At 54.5% G+C, this 26564-nt stretch carries 22 protein-coding genes; 14 read left to right on the forward strand and 8 right to left on the reverse strand.

Translation table 11 applies throughout. From position 1 onward, the window contains the following. Positions 1-35 precede the first annotated feature (35 nt). Positions 36-1805: an ABC transporter permease gene (locus tag QMZ65_RS08555; RefSeq protein WP_200572819.1), complete on the forward strand. Its 1770-nt coding sequence runs from the start codon at positions 36-38 to the stop codon at positions 1803-1805. Continuing rightward, on the forward strand, positions 1798-2868 hold the full coding sequence (locus tag QMZ65_RS08560) for an ABC transporter ATP-binding protein (RefSeq protein ID WP_283215815.1): 1071 nt from the start codon (positions 1798-1800) through the stop codon (positions 2866-2868). The genes QMZ65_RS08555 and QMZ65_RS08560 overlap by 8 nt, the downstream gene beginning before the upstream one ends. Before the next feature lie 73 nt (positions 2869-2941). On the opposite strand, the gene QMZ65_RS08565 is transcribed toward QMZ65_RS08560, so the two are convergent. Further along, on the reverse strand, positions 2942-3454 hold the full coding sequence (locus QMZ65_RS08565) for an SRPBCC family protein (RefSeq protein ID WP_097117832.1): 513 nt from the start codon (positions 3452-3454) through the stop codon (positions 2942-2944). A 156-nt stretch (positions 3455-3610) separates the two neighbouring features. Between QMZ65_RS08565 and QMZ65_RS08570 the strand changes: the two genes are divergently transcribed. Next, a complete protein-coding gene (locus QMZ65_RS08570; protein ID WP_283215816.1) occupies positions 3611-4510 on the forward strand; it encodes a LysR family transcriptional regulator in 900 nt (299 codons plus the stop codon). Here QMZ65_RS08570 and QMZ65_RS08575 read toward each other — a convergent pair. Then, the gene (locus tag QMZ65_RS08575) at positions 4507-5283 is read right to left on the reverse strand and encodes an ABC transporter ATP-binding protein (protein WP_200572811.1); all 777 of its coding nucleotides are present in this window, start codon (positions 5281-5283) and stop codon (positions 4507-4509) included. The two genes, QMZ65_RS08570 and QMZ65_RS08575, sit on opposite strands and share 4 nt — an antisense overlap. A gap of 208 nt (positions 5284-5491) precedes the next feature. Between QMZ65_RS08575 and QMZ65_RS08580 the strand changes: the two genes are divergently transcribed. The 3 genes from QMZ65_RS08580 (at position 5492) to QMZ65_RS08590 (ending at position 8738) form a co-directional block, all read left to right on the forward strand. Continuing rightward, positions 5492-6565: an ABC transporter substrate-binding protein gene (locus QMZ65_RS08580; protein WP_283215817.1), complete on the forward strand. Its 1074-nt coding sequence runs from the start codon at positions 5492-5494 to the stop codon at positions 6563-6565. Positions 6566-6575: 10 nt separating this feature from the next. Beyond that, positions 6576-7583, forward strand: coding sequence for an ABC transporter permease (locus QMZ65_RS08585; RefSeq protein WP_283215818.1), 1008 nt, complete (start codon positions 6576-6578; stop codon positions 7581-7583). 105 nt (positions 7584-7688) lie between these two features. Next, positions 7689-8738, forward strand: coding sequence for a PLP-dependent cysteine synthase family protein (locus tag QMZ65_RS08590; RefSeq protein WP_283215819.1), 1050 nt, complete (start codon positions 7689-7691; stop codon positions 8736-8738). Between the two features lie 119 nt (positions 8739-8857). Here QMZ65_RS08590 and QMZ65_RS08595 read toward each other — a convergent pair whose 3' ends face one another. Further along, positions 8858-9916: an ABC transporter substrate-binding protein gene (locus QMZ65_RS08595; RefSeq protein WP_283215820.1), complete on the reverse strand. Its 1059-nt coding sequence runs from the start codon at positions 9914-9916 to the stop codon at positions 8858-8860. A gap of 211 nt (positions 9917-10127) precedes the next feature. On the opposite strand from QMZ65_RS08595, the gene QMZ65_RS08600 reads away from it, so the two are divergent. Together QMZ65_RS08600 and QMZ65_RS08605 are read left to right on the forward strand one after the other, a co-directional pair. Beyond that, positions 10128-11276 carry an acyl-CoA dehydrogenase family protein gene (locus QMZ65_RS08600; RefSeq protein WP_283215821.1) on the forward strand — a complete coding sequence of 383 codons (1149 nt, stop codon included), beginning with the start codon at positions 10128-10130 and terminating at the stop codon, positions 11274-11276. A gap of 210 nt (positions 11277-11486) precedes the next feature. Then, positions 11487-12467, forward strand: a complete 981-nt coding sequence (locus QMZ65_RS08605) for a nickel/cobalt transporter (RefSeq protein ID WP_283215822.1) — start codon at positions 11487-11489, stop codon at positions 12465-12467. A 123-nt stretch (positions 12468-12590) separates the two neighbouring features. Here QMZ65_RS08605 and fhuE read toward each other — a convergent pair whose 3' ends face one another. Both fhuE and QMZ65_RS08615 read right to left on the reverse strand, forming a co-directional pair. Then, positions 12591-14786: a ferric-rhodotorulic acid/ferric-coprogen receptor FhuE gene (fhuE, locus tag QMZ65_RS08610; protein WP_283215823.1), complete on the reverse strand. Its 2196-nt coding sequence runs from the start codon at positions 14784-14786 to the stop codon at positions 12591-12593. A gap of 362 nt (positions 14787-15148) precedes the next feature. Continuing rightward, a complete protein-coding gene (locus tag QMZ65_RS08615; RefSeq protein ID WP_283215824.1) occupies positions 15149-16030 on the reverse strand; it encodes a LysR family transcriptional regulator in 882 nt (293 codons plus the stop codon). A gap of 136 nt (positions 16031-16166) precedes the next feature. On the opposite strand from QMZ65_RS08615, the gene QMZ65_RS08620 reads away from it, so the two are divergent. The 3 genes from QMZ65_RS08620 (at position 16167) to QMZ65_RS08630 (ending at position 19548) form a co-directional block, all read left to right on the forward strand. Then, a complete protein-coding gene (locus tag QMZ65_RS08620) occupies positions 16167-17297 on the forward strand; it encodes an L-dopachrome tautomerase-related protein (RefSeq protein WP_283215825.1) in 1131 nt (376 codons plus the stop codon). Positions 17298-17630: 333 nt separating this feature from the next. Beyond that, positions 17631-18926: a CitMHS family transporter gene (locus tag QMZ65_RS08625; RefSeq protein WP_283215826.1), complete on the forward strand. Its 1296-nt coding sequence runs from the start codon at positions 17631-17633 to the stop codon at positions 18924-18926. 220 nt (positions 18927-19146) lie between these two features. Continuing rightward, on the forward strand, positions 19147-19548 hold the full coding sequence (locus tag QMZ65_RS08630; protein WP_097117820.1) for an H-NS family histone-like protein: 402 nt from the start codon (positions 19147-19149) through the stop codon (positions 19546-19548). A gap of 52 nt (positions 19549-19600) precedes the next feature. Here the strand turns inward: QMZ65_RS08630 and QMZ65_RS08635 are convergent, their stop codons facing one another. The 3 genes from QMZ65_RS08635 to QMZ65_RS08645 are packed head-to-tail and all read right to left on the reverse strand — an operon-like array spanning position 19601 to position 23219. Continuing rightward, the gene (locus tag QMZ65_RS08635; RefSeq protein ID WP_211729568.1) at positions 19601-20800 is read right to left on the reverse strand and encodes an aminotransferase class I/II-fold pyridoxal phosphate-dependent enzyme; all 1200 of its coding nucleotides are present in this window, start codon (positions 20798-20800) and stop codon (positions 19601-19603) included. Between the two features lie 18 nt (positions 20801-20818). After that, a complete protein-coding gene (locus QMZ65_RS08640; protein ID WP_283215827.1) occupies positions 20819-22117 on the reverse strand; it encodes an LLM class flavin-dependent oxidoreductase in 1299 nt (432 codons plus the stop codon). A gap of 31 nt (positions 22118-22148) precedes the next feature. Then, positions 22149-23219 carry an iron-containing alcohol dehydrogenase family protein gene (locus QMZ65_RS08645; protein WP_283215828.1) on the reverse strand — a complete coding sequence of 357 codons (1071 nt, stop codon included), beginning with the start codon at positions 23217-23219 and terminating at the stop codon, positions 22149-22151. Positions 23220-23548: 329 nt separating this feature from the next. On the opposite strand from QMZ65_RS08645, the gene QMZ65_RS08650 reads away from it, so the two are divergent. From QMZ65_RS08650 to QMZ65_RS08660, 3 genes are read left to right on the forward strand one after another with little or no spacing between them, the layout of a single operon-like run. After that, a complete protein-coding gene (locus QMZ65_RS08650) occupies positions 23549-24091 on the forward strand; it encodes a GNAT family N-acetyltransferase (protein ID WP_211729565.1) in 543 nt (180 codons plus the stop codon). Next, positions 24091-25239 carry an amidohydrolase gene (locus tag QMZ65_RS08655; protein WP_160833265.1) on the forward strand — a complete coding sequence of 383 codons (1149 nt, stop codon included), beginning with the start codon at positions 24091-24093 and terminating at the stop codon, positions 25237-25239. Before QMZ65_RS08650 ends, QMZ65_RS08655 begins: the two co-directional genes overlap by 1 nt. Beyond that, positions 25236-26552, forward strand: a complete 1317-nt coding sequence (locus QMZ65_RS08660) for an MmgE/PrpD family protein (protein ID WP_283215829.1) — start codon at positions 25236-25238, stop codon at positions 26550-26552. Before QMZ65_RS08655 ends, QMZ65_RS08660 begins: the two co-directional genes overlap by 4 nt. Positions 26553-26564 lie beyond the last annotated feature (12 nt).

The raw sequence follows: 26564 nt of genomic DNA on the forward strand, positions 1-26564 counted from the left end.
CTCCTTTCGCCTCCGGTGTTTGATAGGGTTGGCATATGAGCAGGTTACTGAAAAAGTGGCAGAGTTTGCCACGTGCATTGATTGTTCTGATCACGGCATTGGTTATTTACGTACCGCTGATGTTTATTGTGGTGCAGAGTTTTCTCTCCGCGCCGTTCTTTGCCAAAAAGAAAGAGCTGACGCTCGGTTCCTTTGGATTTATTTTCTCCGACCCTGATTTTTACAAAGCGCTGGAGTCGGGCTTTATTTTGGCGTTTGGTCTGGTGATTATTGCTATTCCGCTCGGCGGTATTCTGGCCTTCCTGATGGTCAGAACCAACCTGCCAGGACGCCGCCTGATTGAGCCGTTGATTCTGGTGCCGATCTTTGTCTCACCGATGGTATTGGCCTTTGGCTATGTGGTTGCCGCCGGACCGGTGGGTTTCTTGTCTCAATGGGCGAATCAACTGTTTGGCGTGGTGCCGTGGAACATCTACTCGATGACCAGCATCGTGGTGATCGCCGGACTCACCCACGTGCCACACGCCTATCTCTATATTTCATCGGCACTGCGCAGCGTCAGCTCCGATGTGGAGGAAGCCGCGCGCACTGTCGGCGCTTCACCGTTACAGGTGATGACTTCGGTCAGCCTACCGATGGTGCGCCCTTCGATTCTGTATGCCTGTGTGCTGCTATTCTTCCTGGGATTAGAGGTGTTCGGCCTGATGCTGGTACTGGGCGATCCGGAAGGCAACATGGTGCTCGCCACCTATCTGTATAAGCTGACCAACAAACTCGGCACGCCTTCATACCACCTGATGGCCGCCGTGGCGGTGGTGCTGATCTGCTTCACCGTGCCGCTGGTGATGCTGCAGCGCTGGCTGATGCGCACCGCCAACCGTTTTGTCACCATGAAAGGCAAAGCGTCACAAGCGCGCGCCCTGCCGTTGGGTAAATGGCGCTGGATTGCCGGTGCGGTGGTGTTGGCCTGGCTGACCATCACCATCGGCGTGCCGCTACTGGGCGTGGTGATGCGTGCGTTCATCTCGCATTGGGGTGTCGGCGTCTCACTGTGGGATGAAATATCCTTCGCGACCTTCCGCAGTATCTGGGATCAACCCAATCTGCTGCGTGCCATTGTCAACTCGATGCTGATTGGGGTGATCGGCGGCGCGGTGGCGGTGATCTGTTATTTGTTTGTCGGCATCGCCATGCATCGCAAGCAGGATCAGGTTACACGCTTCCTGGATTACAGCGTGCTGGTGCCGCGTGCCGTGCCGGGTCTGTTAGCCGGTCTGGCTTTTCTCTGGGTGTTCCTGTTCATTCCGATGTGGCTCGATCAGTCCCTGAAAAACGGCTGGCTCTCCAGCCTGCCGGTTGCTGACTGGCTGCGTGAGAATTTTATCGTTTGGCTGCGTTCCCTGCGTCAAACCATCTTTAGCGTCTGGCTGGCTTACACCGTGGTGTGGATGGCTTATGGCTTGCGCCTGATCTCCTCAACGCTGTTGCAGGTCGGCCCGGAACTGGAAGAAGCCGCACGCAGCGTGGGTGCCACCCCGGGACAAACCACGCGTCACGTGACCGTACCGCTGTCACGCCATGGCCTGATTGGCTCGTGGTTGCTGATGTTCCTGATTTTTGAGCGCGAATACTCAACCGGTGTGTATCTGCTGTCACCCGGCACCGAAACCATCGGTTCAATGCTGGTCTCACTGTGGTCAGCGGGCGCCATTGATATCGTGGCTGCGCTCTCCCTGATTAATATCGTGCTGGTGGTGATCGGCCTCGGCATCGCGTTACGCTTTGGAGTGAAATTACATGATTGAATTATCGGTAGATAACTTGCATCTGATGTACGGCGATAATCCTGTATTGAAAGGCGTATCGATGCAGTTGAAAAAAGGCGAAGTGGTTTCACTGCTGGGCCCATCCGGCAGCGGCAAAACCACCTTATTGCGTGCCGTGGCTGGTCTGGAAAAACCGTCACAGGGGCGCATCACTATCGGCAAAAATGTGGTGTTTGATGGCACGCCGAAAAGTGAAATCCCAGCTGAAGAGCGCAATCTCGGCCTGGTTTTTCAGTCCTACGCGCTGTGGCCGCACAAAACCGTATTTGAGAACGTGGCCTACCCGCTCAAGTTGCGCAAAGTGGCCACAGCAGAGATTAATCAACGCGTGCAGGCGGTGTTGGATCAACTGGGGCTCGGGCATCTTGGCAAACGCCATCCGCATCAGCTTTCCGGCGGGCAGCAGCAGCGCGTGGCGATTGGTCGTGCGCTGGTCTATAACCCGCCCGTGATTTTGCTGGATGAGCCACTCTCCAACCTGGATGCCAAATTGCGTGAAGAGGCGCGCGTGTTCTTGCGCGAGCTGATTATTCGTCTCGGACTGTCTGCCTTAATGGTGACGCATGACCAGAACGAAGCCATGGCGATTTCTGACCGTATTCTGTTGCTGAACAACGGCGTGATTGAACAGCAAGGCACACCGCAAGAGATGTACAGCCAGCCCTCAACGCTGTTTGCCGCTGAGTTTATGGGTAGCAATAACCGTCTGCACGGCAAAATCACCCACGTTGAAGGCGGCCGGGCGCGCATTGCCGGGGCAAAATGGGCGCTATGGGGTAAACCGAGTGGCGATGTGCGGGTTGGACAGTATGGGACAGCGGTGATTCGCGTCGAACGTATGAATATCGCTGACACCGCTGATGACAACGCACTTGAGCTGCCTTTGCTCACCAGTATGTATTTAGGCGATCGCTGGGAATACCTGTTCCGCACCGAAGGGGATGATTTTGCGCTGCGCGCGTATGGCAAGGAGTTCCGCGGGAATCAGCGCTTCCGCGTCTCACTGCCGAAAGAGGATCTGTGGATTTTCGCTAAAGATTGATTGCTAGCAGCAGGGTCTATTATGGTGAAGACGGCCTTTCGGCCGCTTTATTGAGGTTTTGACCCTGCATTAATTATTTGCGCGCTTTGGCAGCCGCAACCAGTCCGTCCAGCCAATCCTGATGACCGTTGATCATCGGATTAGGTTTCGCGCTCGCCAGCTCAACCGCCGGTTTGCCGTTTTGCGTTTCCTGGGTCAGGATGCGCACGCGATTGCCAGAGAGATCTTCAATCAGCCAGGCATGCAGAACATCTAAACGGTCCTCGCTACCCACTTCACCCGCCCAACCATGCCAGGAAACACGGGCGGCTTCACCCGCTTCGGGTGCTACGTACTCAGTGACCTGCGCTTCCACCGGGAAGCCAAAGGTTTCGAAATAGAAGCGGACGCCCTGCGCCAGTTCCGGGCCTTTATTGTCATAGAAGCGCGCATTCGCCGAGTTCTGGTAATAAGTCGGCCAAAGTGACGGCGTGTTCAGCAGAGGCCAGATATCCTGGGTGCTCAAACCTGCAACGATCACTTCGTTGGAACAGTAGTTATCGCTAAAGCCCGGTACAAATCCTTCTGGCCAGTTAATCGCGTTCATTTTCATTTCATTCGTCTCACCGTGGATAAATCGTGGGTGAAGTATCTGACTCCCTATGAAATAAGACCAATCGCCATTATTTATTTTTGATATACGTTTTCGTGATATCTGGTAGCAGCGTATGATGAGGTATTGCCACACCATCGCCGGAAGATGATGAAAACCGATATCCGCAACCTCGACCTCAATTTGCTCAAAGCGCTGGATGCCTTACTGGATGAGCGCAGCGTCACCCGCGCGGCTGAGCGTTTAGCCCTGACGCAACCTGCAGTCAGCGGCATGTTAACGCGTCTGAGAGAGTGTTTTGATGATCCGCTGTTCACGCGGGCGCAGCGCGGCGTTGTTCCGACAATGCGGGCACTGGAGCTGGCTCAGCCCGTGAAGGCCATCCTGGCGGAAGTGTCAGAACTGTTGCAGCCCAAAGCCTTTGACGCTGCGACCGCCGAAATGACCATTAAGATCGCGGCCACCGACTATGCCCTGCGTGCGGTCATTGTGCCTTTTATGGCCGCATTACGAGTGCAGGCACCGGGTATCCGCGTGGCGGTATTGCCCGTTAACAACGAGCAGTTATCTGCGCAGTTTGAACGGGGTGACATCGATATCGCGTTGATCACGCCAGACAGTGCCCCAACCGATCTGCACGCCCGCTCGCTGTACGATGAAGAGTATGTGTGTCTCATGCGCGAGGACCATCCACTGTCTGCGCAGGCAGGTTTAACGCTCGACAGTTTCTGCGCACAGGACCACGCCTTAGTATCCTACGTGGGAGGCAACTTCAAGGGCGTGACGGATGAGGCGTTAGCCGCGGTTGGACGTTCGCGACGCGTGACACTTTCGGTGTGCAGTTTTTTAGTTTTACCTGAGATCTTACGCGTCAGTGATTTTATCAGCGTGGTGCCGCGTCGCTTAACGCACGATTTACCTGGTTTGAAGGTCTTGCCTCCTCCGTTAGCGATCAAGGGGTTCAACAAAATCGTCGTCTGGCATGAACGCACGCACCGCGATGCCGGACACCGCTGGTTGCGTGAATTACTGTTCTCTACGGCGATTTAAGCGGCCGCCTGCTCATTCCCCAGCAGATTCAATATATGGCTGCGCAGCGCCACCAGCTGCGGATCATCACGGCGGCGCGGCCAGGGCAGATCCACCTCAATCACATCCACCACCTTCGCCGGTCGTGGGCTGAACACCACCACACGATTCGCCATCACCAGCGCCTCTTCAACGTCATGGGTCACCATCAGCGTGGTGAACTGCTGCTCCTGCCAGAGGTCAACAATCTCCTGCTGCATGCGCAATCGCGTCAATGAGTCGAGCTTGCCTAATGGTTCATCGAGGATCAGTAAACGCGGCACATTCACCAATGCTCTGGCTAGTGCAGCACGTTGGGCCATACCGCCAGATAGCTGATGCGGCCAGGCGCGAGCAAACTGCTTCAGCCCGACACGATCTAGCATCGCGTTAATGCGTTTATCGCGTATTGCGCGGCTCTCACCGCGAATCTGCAATCCCAGACCGACGTTGTCATACACCGTGCGCCATGGATAGAGCGTGGGGTCCTGAAACACCACCACGCGTGAAGGATCGGGTGCCGTAATGGCTTTCCCCTCTTCCGCCAGCAAACCGCTGGCTGGAGGTTCCAACCCCGCGAGCAAACGTAATAAAGTCGATTTCCCGCAACCGGAAGGCCCTAGCAGAGCGACAAATTCACCGGCCTTCACCTGTAAATTGATATTCTCCAGTACCGGTAAGTCACTGCCTTCAAGCGTGAAATGGTGATTCACTTTTTCAATAGCAATATTCACGCCTGCAGAGGTCATGGCCATATTTCGCTCCTGCTAAATAATAGTGTGCCGACAGTTATCAGCAAATAACCATAAGCGTCTCTCTCTCCTGATTGAAATAGCCTTTTCGGCAAACCTATCCGTCATCTTTCATAAAGAAAAACTGCATGACCTCATGCGGGATTGTTATTTGGTGGCGGGAAATCGCTAAGCGATAGTGCCCGTGATCTTTAATGACAAGGAAAGCAGAATGGCAATGCAAAAATACTTTCTGAGCCGGCGCGCATTATTGCGCGGCCTGGGTTTATTCAGCGCCGGTGTAGCGGTGAATCCATTGTTGAGCAGCAATGTGTTCGCCGACGACAAACCGCTTAAAACCATCAAACTGGCATGGGGACAAACGGCGGTGTGTCAGGCGCCGATTTCCGTTGCCCTGAAACAGGGTTTCTTCAAGAAATATGGCCTCAACGTTGAGCCGGTTAACTTCAGCGGCCCGACCGATGCGCTGCTGCAGGCGATCGCTACCGGGCAAGCCGATGGTGGTATTGGCATGGCGCTACGCTGGCTAAAACCGCTGGAACAAGGCTTTGACGTCGATCTCACCGTCGGGACTCACGGCGGATGCATGCGTTTACTGACCCCGCAAAACAGCGGCATTCGCGATGTAAAAGATTTGGTAGGTAAATCTGTCGCGGTCAGCGATCAGGCCAGCCCAATCCGTAACTTCTTTGCCGTGCAGCTGGCGAAACAGGGCATCGATCCGGACAAACAGGTCAACTGGCTGCAATATCCGCCCGATTTGTTTGGCGAGGCACTGCGTAAAGGCGAAGTACAGGCACTGGCAACCGATGACCCACAAGGTTGGTTGCTGAAGAAACAGCATAACCTGCTGGAAGTCGACAACAACCTGAAAGGTGAATACGCCACCATGACCTGCTGCGTGCTGGGGCTGCGCGGTTCGCTGGTGCGCGACGATCCTGCCACCGCACGGGCCATCACTCAGGCCATCGTCGATGCACAGCAATGGACGGCCGATCATCCCGCCGAAACCGCCAAAATCTTCCAGCCTTTTGTGCCGGGTTCGGTGCCGGTGGAGGACATCACCGCGATGCTCAAAGAGCACACTCACCACCACCACTCCACCGGCGCCCAGCTGCGCAGTGAAGTCGCGACCTATGTTGAGGAGTTGAAGAAGATCAACGTGATTCGCCCGGATACCGATGCGCAGCAGTTTGCCGAACACTATGTGCCGCAACTGCTGCCCGCCGAATCCGCCCATCAGCACGCCAGTAACATGGCGCACATGAGCAACATGTCGAGTTAAGGAGAGAGTCATGGCCAGTGAAACCCTCACGATTGCCCAACACCGTGCAGCACCGCGCCGCCTGCAACCCGCCGTCTGGGGTGCGCTGTTGCTATGGTGGGCGTTAGTGGCGCTGATGGTGGCGGTACCGGATAAGCCGCAGGGATTTGCTGCCCCGCGCTTTGTCGATCAAACCCATGAACTGTTTGCCGGGATTGCGTTGTTACTCACCGTGTTGGCAATAGCCTCTGGCGTGTTTCCGCGTCTGGCGCTGCTGGCTCCGTTGAAACGTAGCGGGCCGTGGTTGATTGTGCTGGCGCTGCTGATTGGCGTGTGGGAAACCGTGACCGGAAAGCTGGCGCTGTTGCCCGCGCCCTTCTTTGCACCGCCGCGCGCACTGGTCGAAGCCTACGCCACTGACTGGCCACGTCTGCTGGACAGCGTGCTCAATTCGCTGCGTTTGCTGGCCTTTGGTTTTCTCTACGGCAGCGTGGTGGGCTTTGTGACCGGCGTGGCGATAGGCTGGTCGCGAGGACTCGGTTATTGGGTACATCCGATTTTGCGCTTCCTGGGTCCCGTGCCATCCACGGCATTGCTGCCGCTGTCACTTTACTTCTTCCCCTCCAGTTTCTCCGCTGCGGTATTTCTCATCGCCCTGGCCACCTGGTTCCCGGTGACCGTGCTGACCTGGTCCGGCGTTTCCAGCGTCGATACCCGTTACTACGATGTGGCGCGCACGTTGGGCGCCAATTCGATATTCCTGGTGCTGCGCGTGGCGGTACCCGCCGCATTGCCGCACCTGTTTGTCGGCTTATTTATGGGGCTGGGCGCATCGTTCTCGGTGCTGGTTGCCGCAGAGATGATGGGAGTGAAATCGGGCCTTGGTTGGTATCTCCAGTGGGCTCAGGGCTGGGCGGCCTACGCCAATATGTATGCGGCGCTGATCGTGATGGCACTGCTGTTCTCTTCCCTGATCTCCCTGTTATTCCAGGTGCGTGACCGTTTGCTTTCGTGGCAGCGCAGTGCGGTGAAATGGTAACGGCATGGTGATGCGTCTGAAGAAGAACCTTTTAGAAACGTTGCCACATCTCATGGTGCGTCAATCATGACGCCCAGGCAGACTACTCCACCACAGAGGTGAACTATGGTTGCAAAAATTTCCTCGTCAATCACCGAACTGATTGGTAATACGCCGCTGCTGCGGCTCTCACGTTATGCTCAGCAACAAGAGATTAAGGCCGAAGTGATCGCCAAACTGGAGCTGTTTAATCCTAATCACAGCGTCAAGGATCGCATTGCGCTCAGCATGATCGAAGCCGCAGAACGCAACGGCACCATTCAGCCTGGCGACACGCTGGTAGAAACCACCAGCGGTAATACCGGGATTGGATTAGCGGCGATTGCAGCGGCCAAGGGCTACAAATTCCGCGTCTATATCAATGATTTTGTCAGCATCGAACGCACGCAACTGATTCAGGCGTATGGTGCTGAAGTGGTGCCGTTCAGCACCATTGAGGGCTTCAGAGAATTTTATGAAGCCAGCAATGGCGATTTTGTCGCCGCCACCAAATGGCTGGCGGAAAAGGTCACCGCTGCGGAGCCGGAAGTCCATTTTTTGTTACAGCTGGAGAATCCCGCCAACCCGGCCGTGCACGTTCAGACTACCGGGCCAGAGATCTGGCGCGACAGCGGCGGCAAGCTGGATATCTTTATTGCGGCAGTGGGAACCGGCGGCACACTGTCGGGAACCGGACGCTATCTCAAACAGCAGTACCCAAGCCTGCAGGTGATCGCGGTGGAGCCTGGCGTGGGTTCACAACCCAGCGAATTGCGTCCGGAACCGCTGGAGATCACCGGGGTGCACGCCTTTAGCAATCAGCCGCCCGAACGCATCCCGGCGAATCTGGACCACCGAGTGTATGACGAAGTGATCGCCGTAGAAACCTGGCAAGCGTATGCGGCGGCACGTCAACTGGCGCTCAGCGAAGGCGTGTTGGTGGGTGACTCTTCCGGGGCCGTATTGTGGGCGGCAGAACAGGTGGCGGCGCGGCCGGAGAATCACGGCAAGCGTATCGTGGTTTTGTTGGCAGATGGCGGCAGCAGCTACCTGTCGACGCAGTTGTTTGCGCATCAGGTGCCTGCTGAGACTTTCAAGCTAGCAAATGCGATTCAGACATCACAAAAGATTGCCTGATTCGCCGGGTTTTCTTTATCACGATGTCATTTATGGCGCATTCCTGAGCAACAACGCTGCTCGATGAATGCGCGATAAATCACTCCGCCACATCAAATTGCGCGTTATAAGATCGCCCCTCACACCAGCACATTGCTGGTGATACCCTTAGCGAACAGCAGCGGATCGGTTTCTGGCCGCAGCACTTTAATAGCCTTCAAATCCCGCGCATAAACATCGATCTCTTTGACGAAGGCATTGCCCACCGAATAGTGCCCATGGGTATGGGTTTTCAGTACGCTGGCGATCTCCTGCGGCGTGGTATTCAGCGCCTGACCGTTGAACTCGCTACCGATCGCTTCGGGATGCTGCGCAGCATAGGCGTGCGCTTGCAGGATGGCATGGGTAATCGCGGCAGCCACCTCTGGCTGTTCGCGAATCAAACCGCCACGCGTGCCCACCACACAGCAACTCAGGTTGGCGTACTCATCCATCAAATTAGTACCGACTTCGCGATAGCCCGGCTTCTGCGCCAGGCGCCACATAATCGGATCTGAACCGCTGGCGGCCTGAATTTCCCCTTTCTCCAACAACATTGGCAGCAAATCTTGGGGGAATACACGCCAGTTCACGTCGGTATTGGGATCGACGCCGTGCTTTTTCAGCATCAGTGAAAAGAAGTTCTTATCTGCGCCCGCCATATCGGTAACGCCGATGCTTTTGCCTTTTAGCTGCTCCAGCGTGGCGGGACCGTCACTGCGCGCTAATAAGCGCATGCAGCCACCGTGCGTGCCTGCGGTGAGTTTCACATCGAAGCCCTGCTCCAGCGCTTTTAACCAGCGCAGTGCCATGCCGATGGCGGCTTCCGCTTTCCCCGTGGCAATCGACTCCAGCAATAATTCGGTGGAATTGCCAAAGTTGACGAATTCCACTTCAAGGTTGTGAGCTTTGAAGAAATTATGTTGATCGGCCACCACAACCGGTGCCAGGCAAATGGCATTAAGGTTCACCGCGAGGCGAATGTGCGTGGGTTTCGCCAGTGCCCACTTACCCGCACCACCCTGCAACAGGTCGCCGGACATCGGCATATTGTGCATCTGATCTTCGGCGAAACTGCGCCCTGGTAAAGTAGACGCCATCATCGCTGCGGCGGAATACCCAAGAAAGCGACGACGCGAAAGTAAATAATTTTCTGGCATGATTTTACTCCCAAAAATATATACAGGTGAAAGAGTGAGCGTTGTAATAATTCATTTCAGAAGCAGGCAGATTAATCGTTAATTAACAGCGCAACCAGCTGTGTAATTATGCCGATTACGCATGTGTTGTGCGGTTTTATTGCTTTTACAGCCTTGCCATATCAGGAAACAATCGACCCTATGTTATTCATCGATAAAAAAGGTTTTCTCAATGGCAAATAACACACTTTTTCTCGCTGAAATATTGCCAGCCCTCACCGAACGATTGGCTGAACATGCTGAAGAAGTTGATCGAAGCGGTGAATTTCCGCGCGCGGCTTTTGCTCATCTGCAACAACTTGGATTGTTGTATTTCGCTTTGCCCGTCTCCGCAGGCGGCGGTGGTGGCGATTTACGCGATTGTCAGGCGATCATTCAGGCAGTCGCGCGCGGCGAACCCTCCGCAGCACTGATTCTGATCATGCAGTATCTCAATACGCGGAGGCTGAGTGAGGAATCTGATTGGCCCGTAAGTGTGCGCGCGACGGTGGCGAGCAGCGTGGTAACCGAGGGCGCGTTAATCAATGCGCTGCGCGTCGAGCCGGAACTGGGTACGCCTGCGCGTGGCGGTTTGCCCGCAACCCGAGCGCGAAGAACCGCCGAGGGCTGGCGCATCAGTGACGAGAAGATTTACTCCACCGGCAGCTATGGGCTGAGCTGGTTTCTCGTCTGGGCCAGCAGTGATGATGTCGATCCGCTGGTCGGCGGTTATCTGGTGGCCGCCGATGCGCCAGGCATCCAAATCGTCGATGAATGGGATCATCTGGGAATGCGCGGCACCTGTAGCCATCGCGTGGTGTTAGATGAGGTGCTCATTCCGCTCAATCACGCAGTCAGCGTTGCACCCTGGAGCACGCCGAAAGCAGGGTTAAATGAAGAAGAGTCTGTGTGGCTGGCGGTGCTGCTCGGCTCGCTGTATGACGCGATTGCTCAAAGTGCACGCGACTGGTTTATTGGCTTTTTACAACAGCGCGCTCCTGCCAACCTCGGTGCACCGCTGGCATCCTTGCCACGTTTTCAGGAGTTAGTCGGACGGATTGATACGCTGCTATTCACCAATCACACGCTGCTTAACAGTGCCGCACGCGGTCAGGTTGCCAGCAGCCATACGGCTCAGATCAAACAGGTGGTGACAGAAAATGCCATTCGTGCCGTTGAACTGATGGTGAAAAGCATTGGTAATCATGCGTTAACGCGTCACCATCCGTTACAACGTCACTATCGTAATGTGCTTTGCGGTCGCATTCACACTCCGCAGAGTGACGCCATTTTCACTTCCGTGGGCAAAACCGCCCTGGCTGCTGCGAGGAATACTTCATAACGTTACGTTTGCGGAGGTGACATGGGCACTGATGTTTTTGAGCCAGGTTGCAGCTTCCAGCATCGCCAACCTGTGTTTTCACGTTTAATGGCTATTGGCTATTGGCTATTGGCTATTGGCAGCGCTCACATTGCTTCCGCCTTACACCCTATAAAATCGCACTATAATCCTGCATGCTGTCGGTTTTCAGGGCCGCGATATCTGATAGCTATGACTGCCACTAAAACCGGATTTACCCTTGTAGCGCTGGCAATTTTTGCCGCGCTCGCCGTGCTTTTTTCTCAATGGACGGCGTTTCTCGCCTGGTCACTGCAAACGCAGATCCAACTCCACCGCCTGCTGGTGACGCATCTGCTACAAATCAATAGCGGGCAATACAGCGCGGGGTTGTGGTTGATCGGCGTGACCTTTATTTATGGCATTTTGCACGCGGTTGGCCCCGGCCATGGCAAATTTATCGTTACCACCTGGCTTACCACTCATCAACCGCCGCGTGGTGTCGCCCTCACCGTGCCGTTTCTTGGCAGCCTGGTGCAGGGCCTTAGCGCCATCGCCTTTGTGTTTATCCTGGCCGTTGGCTTTAACCTGACGACTGGCGATCTCAGCACTAGTCGCTGGTATCTGGAAAAAGCCAGCGCGCTGTTTATCGCCGCGCTCGGCGTGATGATGATGGTGCAAGCCTGGCGAGGTCGCAATAAGCATCTGTACCAACACGAGCATGAGCATGAGCATGAGCATGAGCATGAGCATGAGCATGAGCATGAGCATGAGCATGAGCATGAGCAGCATCATAACGGCTGTGGCCACCATCACGGCATAACTACGGAATCAGTGGATAACTGGAAAGCGTGGATCGGCATTATAATTGCCACCGGTGTACGCCCTTGCAGCGGCGCACTCACAGTGCTGCTGTTTGCTAGCGTGATTGGTATTACCCGTTGGGGCATGTTTGCGGTGATGACCATGGCACTCGGCACCGGCATGGCGCTGGTTGCGCTGGCCCTGTTTGTTCGCCATTTCCGTCATCGCGCGGGAGAATTGTGGTTGGCTGAGTCATCGCCACGCACGCAGCAAATACTGGGAATGGTACGTATTGCCGGAGGCGCTTTGCTGATCTTATTTGCGCTGGTGCTGTTTTTAACCGTGGTACCGATCAGTGCGAACGGGGATTATATTGCGGCGGGATGTTGATAATTTATCAAGTCTGATGCGAACAACGCCGGGCCGGCATCCTTGCCGCCCCTGCCATTAACTCACGAACACCCACGTGAATCCTGGCAGAGCACCCATCGCTGCGTGCCCGGTTGGTTGAAATCAGAAACGGTAAGACGCAGTCACCGAGAAGCTACGAGGTTCGCCATAAACGATGCCGCCACTACCGACGTTTTCGTCATACTCTTTGTCGAACAGGTTGTTCAGATTTCCCTGCACGCTCAGGTTTTTCGTCACGTCGTAACGTGCGAAAAGATCAACCAACGTATAGCTGCCCTGACGTGCGCGCCAGGTGCCATTGCCGTCCGGTGCGCCAACGTCTTTGTACGTCTTCGACTGCCAGTTCACACCGCCGCCCAGCGTCAGCTGATCCAGCATCGGCAGACGATAGCTGGTGAACAGGTTGAACGAGGTGCGTGGCAGCTGTGAGTTGTAGTTCTCACCATCACGGTCTTCAGCCACATAGGTGGTGCCACCGAAGGTCATCTGCCAGTTATCCGTCAGCGCACCGTTCACTTCGAACTCGACGCCACGGCTGACTACGCCACTCTTACCAACGTAGATGGCATTACCGGTATCCGGGTTGGTCGCCCCAGTTGCTTCCGCAACGTTGTCCAGTTCTGAACGGAATACTGAAATTGAAGTGGTCAGACGGCTGTTCAACCAATCAGACTTAACACCAGCTTCATAGTTCTTACCAATGACAGGTGAAAGGTAACCACCCGAAGCATCCTGATAATCTTGTGGCTGGAATACTGAGGTATAGCTAGCGTAAGCTGACCAGTTATCATAGAAGTCCCAAATCACACCGCCGTAAGGTGTCGTGTTGTTCTTCTCCATCTCTGCACTCAGCGTCTCACGATTCCAGTTGGTATAACGCGCACCTAAAATAACATGTAGCGGATCGGCCAGTGAAAGGCGAGTAGCGACATAAGCGGATTTCTGACGTACTAATTGCGTGTCTGATGCCGGCTCACGTGGATTCCAGTCGGTTTCCGGGAAGTTGCCATTGAAGTTATTGAAATTGCCCAGCTCGGCCGGCGAAATATTTGCCCACGCGCTGTAGTATTTATTATCCTGACGGCTGTAATTCACACCCACCATCAGTTCATGTTGGCGACCTAACAATTCATACGGGCCGCTGGCGAACGCATCGACGGCATCGACTTTACGTTTACCGGTGTTGTATCCAGTGCCGCCTACAACAGGGTAATTAGCATATGGCGAGGTGCCGATACCGGTGTTCTTATCGAAATAGCCATCAATGTAGAGCTGCTTACTGTCGAGGAACATCTCATTGTGTGTGCCGTTAAGCGTAATGTTCCAGCCGTTATCGAAGTTCTGCTGCAGGTTAACAAAGACCTTTTTGTTTTCTTTGTTATTGTAAGCCCACTCTGGCGAAGTGTTATACCCGCGACGTAGATGCGTTTGTGAACCGTCAGTATACCAACGCGGCGAACCACTCCACATTGGGGAGTCGGTATCGACCTGGGTAAATTCATAACCCACTGACAGCTTGGTTTTGTCGGTCAGGTCAGCATCCACCACACCGTAAATGAACTTCTTCTCGAAACCATAGCGCTCGATAAAGCTGTTTTTATCTTCGTAACCTGCGACTACACGACCACGCACGTTGCCTTCAGGCGACAGCGGCGCAGAGAGATCGGCGACATAGCGCTGTTTATCCCAGCTGCCGTAGCTCGCTTCCAGATTCCCGGTGAACTCTTTGCTGTCGGCGTGCTTACGCACCATGTTGATGGAAGCTGACGGGTTACCTGGGCCGGTCAACAGGCCGGTGGCACCGCGCACCACTTCAACGCGCTCGTACAACGCCATATCGGTTTGGGCATCGCCCAGGTTCCAGCGTGATGCAAAAGCGGTAGGTATGCCATCAACCATGTAGTTATCGATGATGAAACCGCGTGAGTAGTAGTTCGTACGATCCATATCGCTGCTGACGCCTCTAATACCGGTGGTATTCGACAGTACGTCATTCAGGGATTGCAGCTGCTGATCTTGCATACGCTGCTTGCTGACAATGCTGACCGATTGCGGAATATCACGCGCGGTCAATGCCATTTTGGTGCCGGCACGAGTGACCGGAACGCTGTAATCTTTTGCTGCCTGCTCTTGCGCATCGCTGCTGGCGCTGGCATCCACAGTCAGAGTTTGTTCTGTTTTAGTGCTATCCGCGGCTTGGGCAATACCTGACGCTACCATCATTGCCAGTACAGAGATACGCAATGCACGTTGCGGTGCACGGCCTGATTCCCTGACGCGCTTTTCTTTGAAAGACATAATATTCCTCAATCAACTTATCGTTATTTTGTGTTGGCGGCATAGCTGCTGACGTCTGTTAGATCCAGCCATAAATAACGTGCTGAAAAGGAATATCAGGATGAGGTATTTCCCGACCGTGCCGTCCTGGCACAAACAGAACGACCGTAAAAATGCCGTTAAGAAAGCAAATGAGAAATATACGCATTAAGATTACTATTGCAAGAAATTGTTACCGGTTATCCGGCAATTTTACATTTGGATATTTCCTTATTCTTCAATGATTAATAATACAGGTGGGTTATTTTCGGACATTATCACGCAGATTATTGGAGCAAACCTGTGATAAATCACAGGTTCTCGTCGTGATGGTATTCAACGGATCACCAGGGCCAGCGTTTTTCCGCCAAATCCACCAGAAGACGTGACGCGGGGGAAAGCTCACTGAGTGAGCGGAATTGCCAGCCAAAGGTACGCGGCATCATCACCAGCGGCAGTGGAATTTCAATCAACTCACCGCCCTCACCTTTTAATAAGCGGCGGGAAAGAAAACTCAACAACTGGGTTTGCGCCAGCACGGCGCGCAGCGGGGACAGCGTATTACTTTCCATTTGCGCGCGCGGCGCCGCGTAGCCACCGCTGCGCAAGCGTTGTTCCAGCCACTGGCGCGTCGCGACGTTATCGGAAGGTAACAACCAGTTATATTCATCAAGCTGTTCAGGCGTCGGATGAATATTCGCCAGCGGATGGTGACGGCTGGCGGCAATCACCACCGGATCCTCAATCAGCGGCCGGGTAATGAACTCGCTGTTCCCCTGCGGCAGAAAACCCAGAATCAAATCGACTTTGTTCTCACGAAGCAGCTTTTGCAGCAAATCATTCATCCCGACCGTCACTTCGAGTCTGGCGGTGGGAGCTTTGTGCAACAAGTCCTTACTCAGTACCGGTAGCATAAATTCCGCTGCCGTGGCCGCCACGCCCAACCGGATCACGCCCGCCGTTCCCGCACCCAGCGCCTGTAAATCCTGTCGGGTGACCTGCATCATGTGCACGACTTTTTGAGCACGTTCACAAAGTAGTAGTCCCGCTTCCGTGAGTTGCATCCCACGCCCCACCTTGAGAATTAACCGCGTGGCGTAAAACTTCTCCAGACGTTGCAGACATTTGGTTAAGGCGGGCTGAGTGATACCAAGGGATTGCGCCGCCTTACCCAGATGTCCTATTTCCTTCACCGCCAGCAGATAATGCAGATCTTTCAGTTCCATTCATTCCCACCAGGAATCAATTGATAAAATTCAGAGAATATAATTTATCACTCTACGCTGCCAGGATGGAATGACATTAACAACAGAGCAACACGCTGTTCGCGTCACCTTGTGGCGCTTAACAAGGGAGTAAAGGATGAAACATTCACTGAAAACACTGGTTACGATGATCGCTTTGGCCAGCAGCGCACAGGTTTTGGCACAAGACACGCTGCCCGTGACGTTGCCAACGCAACAGGACAGTCGTCTGGAGCAGGTCGCCACCTCACCACGCGTGTGGAATGGCATTACCGTCAGTCATGACAACCGTCTGTTCGCCTCGTTAACGCAATCGGAAGGTGCGGGTTTGCAGCTGGCGGAAGTGATCAACAATCAGCTCAAAGCCTTTCCCGATGACAGTTGGAATCAGTGGAACGCTATCGATCCGGAGCATCATTTCTACCACGTTAATGCGCTGCGCATCGGTCCGGATGGCGATCTATGGGTGATGGATTCGGGCAATAAGGGGATTGGCACCGGCGATCAGGCCGTGGCCGGTGGCGCCAAACTGGTCCACATCAATCTGGCCACTGGCAAAGTGGTCAATAGCTATGTGTTCAAGGCTCCAACGCTGCAACCCACCAGCTATCTGGATGATGTGCGATTTAATGGCGATTTTGCCTATATCACCGATCCGGGTGCGGTGGGATTAGTGGTGCTGAACCTGAAAAGTGGCAAAAGCTGGCGGGTGCTGGATAATCACCCTCTCTCGATTGATCATCAGCCGATTTATGCAGATGGCAAGAAGTTGATTCTGCGCGATGGCCGTGAAAAACGCGTGGGTCTCGATCAGCTGGAAGTTTCGCCGGATGGCAAATGGCTCTATTACCAGGCGATCCCGGGGCCGCTGGCTCGCATTGAAACCCGTTATCTGAACGACAGTGCCCTATCGGCTGCAGAAGTGGCGAAGCATGCGGAGAAAGTACGCGAAACCTGGAGCACCGGCGGAACGGCCATTGATGCCGAAGGCAATATCTATGCGTCGGATATCAATACCCGCAGCATTAAACGTATTGCGCCCGATGGCAAAGTCACTACCGTGGTGCAGGATCCCCGCCTGGTGTGGATTGACGCGATGTGGGTATCTGACGGCGCACTGTGGATGCCGTCCGGACAGATCAATCGCACTCCTGCGACCACCGGCGGCAAACCGTCAACCGTGGAATATCCGGTGAAGCTGTACCGTCTGCCGTTACCGATTAAGCCTTCGCCGCGGGATCATCAATAAGCCATAACGTGCCGATTAAAGCTATTTAGCGCGGTAGTCACGCCGCGCTTATTCAACGATCTCTTTATTGATAAACAGGAGGAAATAACACCCAGATAAATCATCACCGTTCGCTATTTTAAATTTATTAAAACTAAGAGGTTACGCACAACTTTCGCGTATACCTAACCTTGTGCCTGCCGAAAAAAACGCTGGATAATATTGCCAGATAGACGAGGTTGCAGAAGGTTAATTTGAACAATAAATAATCATTCGCTGTTTTTTATTTATTCCGAACACATTGCGTTTGCTACCCACAAACGTGCTCTATCCCTCTGGACAGGAACCCTCGTCATGCTGCTGATCATCAGTCTGCTTATGATAATCTGCTTTATTGGCTTATTAATGAGCAAAAAGCTTTCCGCTCTGACTGCATTAATCCTTATCCCCACGCTATTCGCATTGTTATCTGGCCATGGCGCGGATATGGGTGCCATGGTGATCAAAGGATTGCGTACCGTTGCGCCCACTGGCGTCATGTTGATATTCGCGATGCTCTATTTTATGAGCGTAACGGATGCTGGGATGTTTGATCCGATTATTAAAAGAATCGTTTCTGCAGTCGATGGCGATCCGGTGAAAATATTTGTCGGCACCGCACTGCTTGGCTTTATTGTTGCCCTGGATGGTGATGGCGCGACCGTATATATGATCGTGCTTTCCGCGTTTATGCCGATATATGAACGCATCGGATTATCAAAGCTCAGCGTTGCCGCTCTGCTATTACAGTGCACCGGGCTGGGCAATATGTTTCCGTGGGGTGGACCCACGGCGCGTGCGGCCGCCGCCGTTCAGGCTGACGTCTCTGCTCTGTTTGTCCCGCTGCTGATTCCGCTACTGGCCTGCGTGGCATGGACTTTTATCCTGGCGGTGATGCTCGGCAGAAGTGAACGCAAACGTCTGGGTTTCCAGCCGCATGTCCCGGTGGAACCTGCCGTGCTGCAGTTTGAAGAGAAACACTGCGTGGCCTGGCGTTTCTGGTTTAACTGGGCGCTGACCATTGCATTGATGACCTTCCTGGTTCTGGATGTGATGCCCATGGCGTATCTGTTTATGCTGGCCACCGCCATCATGTTCGTTGTCAATTATCCGCAACTGAGCCAACAGCAGGAGCAGATCGGCCGCCATGCGCCCGCCATCCTTGCCGTAGCCGGATTGATTTTCGCTGCGGCGGTGTTTACCGGCATTTTTGCTGAAACCGGTATGGCGAACGCCCTGGCACAGGCGATTGTGCAGACTATTCCCGCTGCACTCGGCCCTTATCTGGCGGTGATTACTGCCTTGATCAGTATTCCCGTCACCTGGATGGTATCGAACGATGTGTTCTATTTCGGCATGCTGCCGGTGCTGGTGCAGGCTGCCGGACACTACGGTATCGAACCGATTGAGATGGCACGCGCGGCATTAGTTGGTCAGCCGGTTCATATTCTCAGCCCACTGGTTGCCTCGACCTATTTATTGGTCGGCATGCTGAAACTGGATTATGCACAGACACAACGGTTCACGCTGCGTTGGTCGTTTATCACCTCAATTGTATTATTAGTGGTCGCACTGATCACCGGTTGCTTCCCGTTTTATCGCAGTCTATAGAATAAATTTATCTCCTTGTAGCCGCTATTTTCCGCGGCTACACCCTTGACTGGCTTGAGTGAAATATCTGCTTTATGTCTTATTGTTCGATATTGACACCACTCTGCTGAAAGCTTATTTTCCGGACAATTCTGCATTATGGGTAATATTTTCATTTGATTAAAATTAACGTAGAATGCCCCCCTTTCATCTTCGTTATATAAGTTATAAGGGTTTATTCATGAGCGATGCACTCAAAGCATTGAACAATCTTCGTACGCTGCGTGCCCATGCGCGTGATGTTGAGATTGCGGTATTAGACGAAATGCTGGAAAAGTTCGCCGTGGTGGTTGCAGAACGCCGTGAAGAAGCGGAAGCGAATAATGCCGCTCAGCGCGAAAAAGAAGAAAAACTGGCGCTGTATAAAGAGATGCTGCTGAATGATGGCATCGATATTAGTGAATTAACGAAATTAAACCAGAGCGAAACCAAACCGAAAGCGAAACGCGCTCCACGTCCGGCGAAATATAAGTTCACCGACGAAAACGGTCAGGAAAAATTCTGGACTGGTCAGGGTCGTACACCTTCACCGATCAAATCCGTACTAGATGCGGGCGGTTCGATGGATGAGTTTCTGATTTAAACGATCCGCATGGATATTGTAGGGTCGCCATTCCTGGCGACCGATTAAATCCCTATTTCAACACTGCACAGGCTGCCGCAATGCGTTTTCCGGCTTCGCGCACGCTTTCAATATCCGTGGCAATCGACAAACGGAAATACGGTGACAAGCCATACGCACTGCCCGCTACGCCAGATACGCCGCTCTCCAGCAGATAATTCAGCACATCCTGTTCGCTTTCCAGCGTACGTCCATCAGCACGCGATTTGCCCAACAGGCCAGCACAGCGACAGAAGATAAAGAACGCCCCTTCGGGATTCAGCACCTCAATGCCTTCAACCGGGCTTAGCTGCGCCATAATCGCATCGCGACGCGCCTGATAGGCCGCACGTTGCGGTGGCAGGAAATCCAGGCCGCCGTTCAGCGCCGCTACCGCTGCCGCCTGACTGATGGCGCTGGCACCAGAACTGTTCTGCGACTGCACCACCACCATGGCATCAATCAGCGCTTGCGGACCGGCACCAAAGCCGATGCGCCAGCCGGTCATGGCATAGGTTTTCGATACGCCGCCCACCAGCAGAATGCGCTCGGCTAAATCTGGCGCTACCTGCAACAAGCTGACGTGTTCACGTCCATCAAACAGAATGTGTTCATACAGTTCATCCAGCATGATCCATACGTTGGGATGGTCACGTAGCACCGCCGCCAGTGCAGTTAATTCTGCGGCGTTATACACCGCACCGGATGGATTGCCGGGATTATTCAGCACCAGCCAGCGGGTTTTGTCGGTGATCGCTTGCGCCAGCTGCAGCGGCTGCAGCTTGTACTCTTGCTCCAGCGGGCACTCCAGCAGCACAGCTTCGCCGCCGTTAAAACGCACGCTATCCGGGAACGTCGGCCAGTATGGCACCGGCACAATCACCTCATCGCCGTCATTCAAGGTGGCGGCGAAGGCGTTGAAGATGATCTGCTTCGCCCCGTTGGCGATACAAATCTGCCCCAACGCATAATCCAGCTGATTTTCACGTGCCAGTTTGGCCTGCACCGCTTTACGCAGCGGCGTGGTGCCATTGGTCGGCGTATAGCGCGTCTCACCATTATTCATAGCTTCAACGGCAGCATCACGGATGTGCTGTGGCGTATCAAAATCCGGCTCACCGGTGGTGAGATCCAGAATATCCACGCCCTGCTCTTTCAGCTGGCGCGTCAACTGACGCGCCGCGGCATTGGCAGAGAGCGACACAGACTGCACACGCTTTGATAAGGTGACCATGTTCAGCTCCTAAGGGGTTTACAGCGCGGGCAAACCGAGGTTCTCGCGCAGCGTGGCGAATTCGTAATCATCGCGGAACAGACCACGGCGACGCAGTTCCGGGATTACCAGCTCGACGAACAGATCCAGTTGCTCTGACATGATGGCAGGCATGATGTTGAAACCATCGGCTCCGCCCTCTTTCAGCCACAGCTCAAAGTCATCGGCGATGTCTTCTGCGGTGCCGACAATCACGCGATGGCCACGCGAACCGGCTGCCACGGCGGCCAGCTCACGCAAGGTCAGGTTTTCGCGCTTCGCCATATCCGTCATTAATTTGACGCGACTCTGGTTACCTTCACCCAGCGGCACTTCTGGTACGGGACCGTCGAGTGGATACTGGCTCAGATCCATGCTGAAACGCAGCGACAGCTGACGCAGACCGTTTTCGATATCCACTAGCGTGTTCAGCTCTTTCCACAGGGCTTTGGCTTCTTCACGGGTACGTCCGACAATCGGCATCACGCCCGGCATGATCACCACATGATCCGGATTACGCCCGGCGACAATCACCTGATCTTTCTGCGAGCGGTAGAAGGTTTGCGCCTCTTCCAGACTGGCGGCAGCGGTGAAGATCACTTCGGCGGTTTCGGCCGCCAGTTTTTGACCGTCTGCAGATGAACCGGCTTCGATGATCACCGGACGTCCCTGCGGAGAACGCGTGATGTTCAGCGGACCCTGTACCTGGAAGTGCTCGCCGTCATGATCAATCGACTTAATTTTGTCATTAACGAAGTATTCACCGGTCTCTTTGTTCGGTTGTACCGCCCCCGCTTCCCAACCTTCCCACAGCTTGTTGGTCACTTCGAGGAACTCACGTGCACGTGCATAGCGCTCGGCGTGGTTTGGCATATCGCTGCGGCTAAAGTTACGCGCCACGTCGGTGGAGAACGACGTCACCACGTTCCACGCTGCGCGACCACGGCTGATGTGATCCAGCGACGAGAAGCTGCGAGCCATGGTGAATGGATCGCTAAAAGTGGTGGATGCCGTCGCTGCCAGGCCAATACGTTTGGTGTTCACCGCCAGCGCCGACAACATGGTTAGCGGCTCAAGGCGCGCCATGGTCGAAGGCAAACGGTACATGCTGGTCGCCAGCGCATCACCGACGAAGAACAGATCGAATTTACCCGCTTCGGCTTTTTTTGCGATGGTGATCAGCCAGTCAATGTCAGTGGGATCGCCGAGTTTTTCCGTGAGACGCCAGCCGCTGACGTGTTGTCCGACTGGTTGTACGAAGAGGCCCAAGCGGATGCGTTGTGGTTGTGCAGTAGCCATGAAGTTGTCCTGGTCGATAAAAGAGTAAAAGTTAGAAACGGTTTTCGGTTGCCAGCAGCGCCTGTTCTAACGCATCCGCATGAATGCGGAACGGCAGACGTTCAGCGCTGGCCGCCGGGAATTTAATCTGTTCTGCAATCGTGCGTATCGCCGCCGCGCGCTCGCCGGTCAGCGGCGCCAGCGTCAGTGGCATCGCGTACTGACGCAGCAGTGCCAGCAGTTCTGCATCAGGCACACCATCGTTTTCAATCAGCGATTGCACCAGCAGGCTGTAGCCAACCTTCTCGCCGTGCAGCCAATGATGCAGCTCAGGCTGGTGCGTCAGACGGTTATGAATGGCATGAGCAAAGCCGGGGGTGGGAAGTTGATCGCGCACGCTGTTCGCCAGGCCTGCCAGTACGATGTTGGCATCAATCACCTTCACCAACTCCGGCGTGACTTGCTGTTTTTCATTGGCGCTGACGGCGGCTTCACCCAGTTGGCGATAAACATCCAGCGCTCGTTGCGCCGTCATTACTTTGAGATCGAGCGCCAGATCATGCGGGTTACTGCGCAGGTAAGGGGCAAATTCGTAGTACTTCGCCAGCGCATCGACAATACCCGCTTTGAGATAGCGCACATCGCTGCAGGCGATCACTTCACTGTCCACCAGCACCAGCTCCGGCATTTTCCCCAGCGGCTGGCTGCGCACGTGGCCGCCCTGCTCGTTATAAATGATGGCAACCGGTGACCATGCAGCGCAGGTCGCCGCCAAAGTAGCGAAGTTAATCACCTTCAGATCCGGTAACTGGCTACCCACCGCTTTAGCGGCATCCAGTACGCGCCCACCGCCCACGGCAAACAGCAGTTCTGCTTGCTGTTGCTCAACGTTGGTATTGAGCGCTTCGATCACGGCATCGGTGCATTCACCGTGCAGATACTCCAACTCCCAGCGGATACCGTTGGTTTCTAAACTCTGGCTTAATTCCGGGTTAACCGCTTGCCAGGCATGGGGAGAAGTGAAAATGCGGATATGTGTGGCATAAGGTTTGATAAATTCACCAGCACGCTTACGCAGGCCAGCTTCATGTGCATAAGCACGCGGAGATTTGATCGCTAACACGTCGTCACCCTGATTAAGAATAAGGCTATAACGAGAAAAGTTATTTTATTTCATGGGGTTAATGCGAAATAGTTATAGCGCTATGTAATTTATGCATACTACGGTAAATCGCGATATAAGCAATGGAAAAGCCGCCATTTCATTTTCACAAATTCGCATTAGCTTAGTCATTTTTCACATATAGAAGCACAAGGCAATACTGATATTCTGAGTTGCTTAGCACGCTGGGTATTTTGAATTAGCACTTTAAATTGCGCTTTTTCAACCGCTATGCGCTGCTCAATCTGCATTCAATTTACCGCTTCCAGGCGGTTTTTCCGGGGATAGTTATGTCACTTGAATTTCGTCAGGTTAGAGAAGATGAGGTTGAAACCTATCAGGCGCTGATGCACGCCGCCTATGCGCCGACGCTGGCACTGGGCATCAAATTTGATGCCGCCACAGCAGACCGTGAAAAGACGCTGCGTCACATGCAAAGCCACGGCGTTTATGCGCTCTACGCGGAAGGTGTGATGGTTTCCTCAGTCACCGTGCGCTATCCGTGGGGGCCGCTGCCAGGCCCGTTTGGTCTGCCGCATATTGGCTGGTTCGGTGCCCATCCCGATTATCCCGGCAAACAGTATGGCCGCCAAGTACAGGACCGGCTGGAACACGAGATCCTGCTAGGCAAACTGCGCGCACCTGCGGTATCACTGGGCACCGCCACCAGCCATCCGTGGCTAATCGAGATGTATAAAAAACGCGGCTTCCAGTTGATGCATACCACCGATCTCGGCAAAGGCCACATCACCCAATATATGAAGAAAGTGCTGGATGACAGCGCGCATGATGCGTGGATGACACGTCAGGCCGAACAACAAGGAAGCAAATAATGAGTTTTGATGAGAGCGCATTGGGTCAACATTTGATTGCCTTCCGCCATGAGTTACACCGTTTTCCAGAACTCTCCAATGAAGAGTTTGAAACCACCGCGCGTATTCGCCAGCAACTGGATCAGCACCAGATTCGCGTGTTGGATCTTCCGCTGAAAACCGGATTGGTGGCTGAGATAGGTCCTGTTGTTGGGCCATTGATCGTGCTGCGTTCCGACATTGATGCACTGCCGATTGAAGAGCAGTCTGATGTCACGTTCCGTTCAGAACGTCCGGGGGTGATGCACGCGTGCGGCCACGACTTCCACAGTTCCGCAGCCTTAGGCGCGGCGATTCTGCTGAAACAGCAGGAAGCGAATTTATCGGGCCGCGTACGTATTCTGTTCCAGGCCGCCGAAGAGACCGGCCAGGGCGCGCCGGATGTGATTGCTACCGGCGCACTGCAGGATGCGATAACTATTTTCGGCATTCATAACGATCCTTCATTACCACCGGGCGTGATTGGCAGCAAAGCCGGCCCACTGACCGCCGCCGTCGACCGCTTTGATATCAAGATCATCGGCACCGGTAGCCACGCTGCGAAACCGCATCAGGGCAACGATCCGATTGTGATCGCCGCGCAAATTGTTTCTGCGGCGCAAACGCTGATCAGCCGTAATGCGCCTTCCGGCGACAATGCCGTGGTATCGATCACCCAGATTCACAGCGGCAGTACCTGGAACGTCATCCCGGACAGCGCGTGGCTGGAAGGCACGGTGCGTTCATTCTCACAGGAGACGCGCGAGCGACTGGAGCAACGCTTCCGCGAGATCGTGCAGGGAATTGGCGCGGCCTTTGCTGCCAACGTTGAGTTCAACTGGCATGCAGGTCCACCGTCGGTGGTGAATGATGCACACTGGGCCGATTTCGCGCTGCAACAGGCAGCGGCCAGCGGCTTTGAAGCGCGCGTGGTAGAGGCCAGCCCGATTGGTGAAGATTTTGCTTTCTATCAACAACAGTTGCCAGGTGCCTTTATGATGATTGGCACCGGTGAACCTTATGCGCTGCATCATCCGGCATTTCGTATTAACGATGATGTGCTGCTGCCGACCTCACGTTACCTGGCCAATCTCGCCGTCGCGGCACTGAACAGTGTGGCGCCACAATGAGTATCACCGCTGCCCTCGCTGAACTTATCGTCCATAGCCAACCCGATGCCGCTGCACGTGAAGCCGCGCGCGAAGGGGTAAAGGATTTTCTCGCTGTCAGCTGGCCGGTGCTGCAAGGCCAGGTGCCGGATAGCGGCTTGCCGGCACTACGAACCGTTTATGGCGACGGCGGCCCACGTTCTCAGGCGTTGCTGCTTGGTTATGCCGCTCACGCGCTGGATTACGATGATTTCCACGCTGATTTTCGCGGTCATCCCAGCGTGGTGATTTTGCCTGCGCTGTTTGCCTGGCAGCAGCTACAGGCGGCAGCGATTGATGATTTCCTTGATGCTTACGCCATCGGTGTGGAAATGGCCGGACGGCTTGGGTTGGCCGCCAGCCAGCAGCATTATGCGTTAGGTCATCACAATACCGCGACGCTGGGCACCATTGCCGCAGCAGCAGCACTGGCGCGTTTACTGAAACTGGAGGTTAGCGCAACTTCCACGCTAATCGGTATCGCCACCACCCAGGCCAGCGGGCTGCGTGCGCAGTTCGGTTCCGCTGTCAAACCGCTCCACGCGGGTTTAGCGGCGGAACGTGCGGTTACTGCAGCCCAGATGACGCTGGCCGGTTTCGATGGCAAACAGGATGGCGTGGTTGAGGCTTTCCTTGCGGCCAGCAGCAACGGCGCAGCTCAACCTGAAAAATTGGTCGCGCATTGGGGCAAGCCGTGGCGCATCGTGACGCCGGGGCTGGAGTACAAACCCTTCCCGACCTGCGCCGGAACGCATAGCGCAGCGGAAGCCGTGCGCATTCTGCGTGATGGCTGGTTAGCCAACGGCAATTCGCTGGAAGCGCTGCTGGATAACATCACCGATATCAGCGTAGCTTTCCCGCCAGGGGGCGATATTGCCGCTTCCGTCACATCGCCCACCAATGGGATTGAAGCGCGTTTCAGTCTGGAATACGTGATTGCCGCAATGCTGATTTATAACGATCTGCGGCTGGAAGATTTTGCGGAAGGCGATCTTAATCATGCTGTGATGCCACTGGCAGCCAAAGTAAGACGAGTACCTGACGACACCGCACCGCCAGATGCCATTAATCCCGCATTACGTTTTCATCTGGTCACTCTTACCTTGCGCGATGGCACTCGGCTGCAACAGCGACGCACCCGTCAGCAATCGCTGGCCGATGGTGTGGACGTTGAAGGTAAATTGCGTCTGGCACTGCGTCAGGAATCGGGCGAGCGACGGCAACAGGTGCTGCAAAGCAGCGCATTGCAGACAACCGCTGATCTGGCAGTGCTGCAGCAGTTATTACGCGTTTAATATCACGTCCGT

The sequence above is a fragment of the Pantoea sp. EABMAA-21 genome (assembly GCF_030053335.1).
GTDB classification, from domain to species: domain Bacteria; phylum Pseudomonadota; class Gammaproteobacteria; order Enterobacterales; family Enterobacteriaceae; genus Pantoea; species Pantoea communis.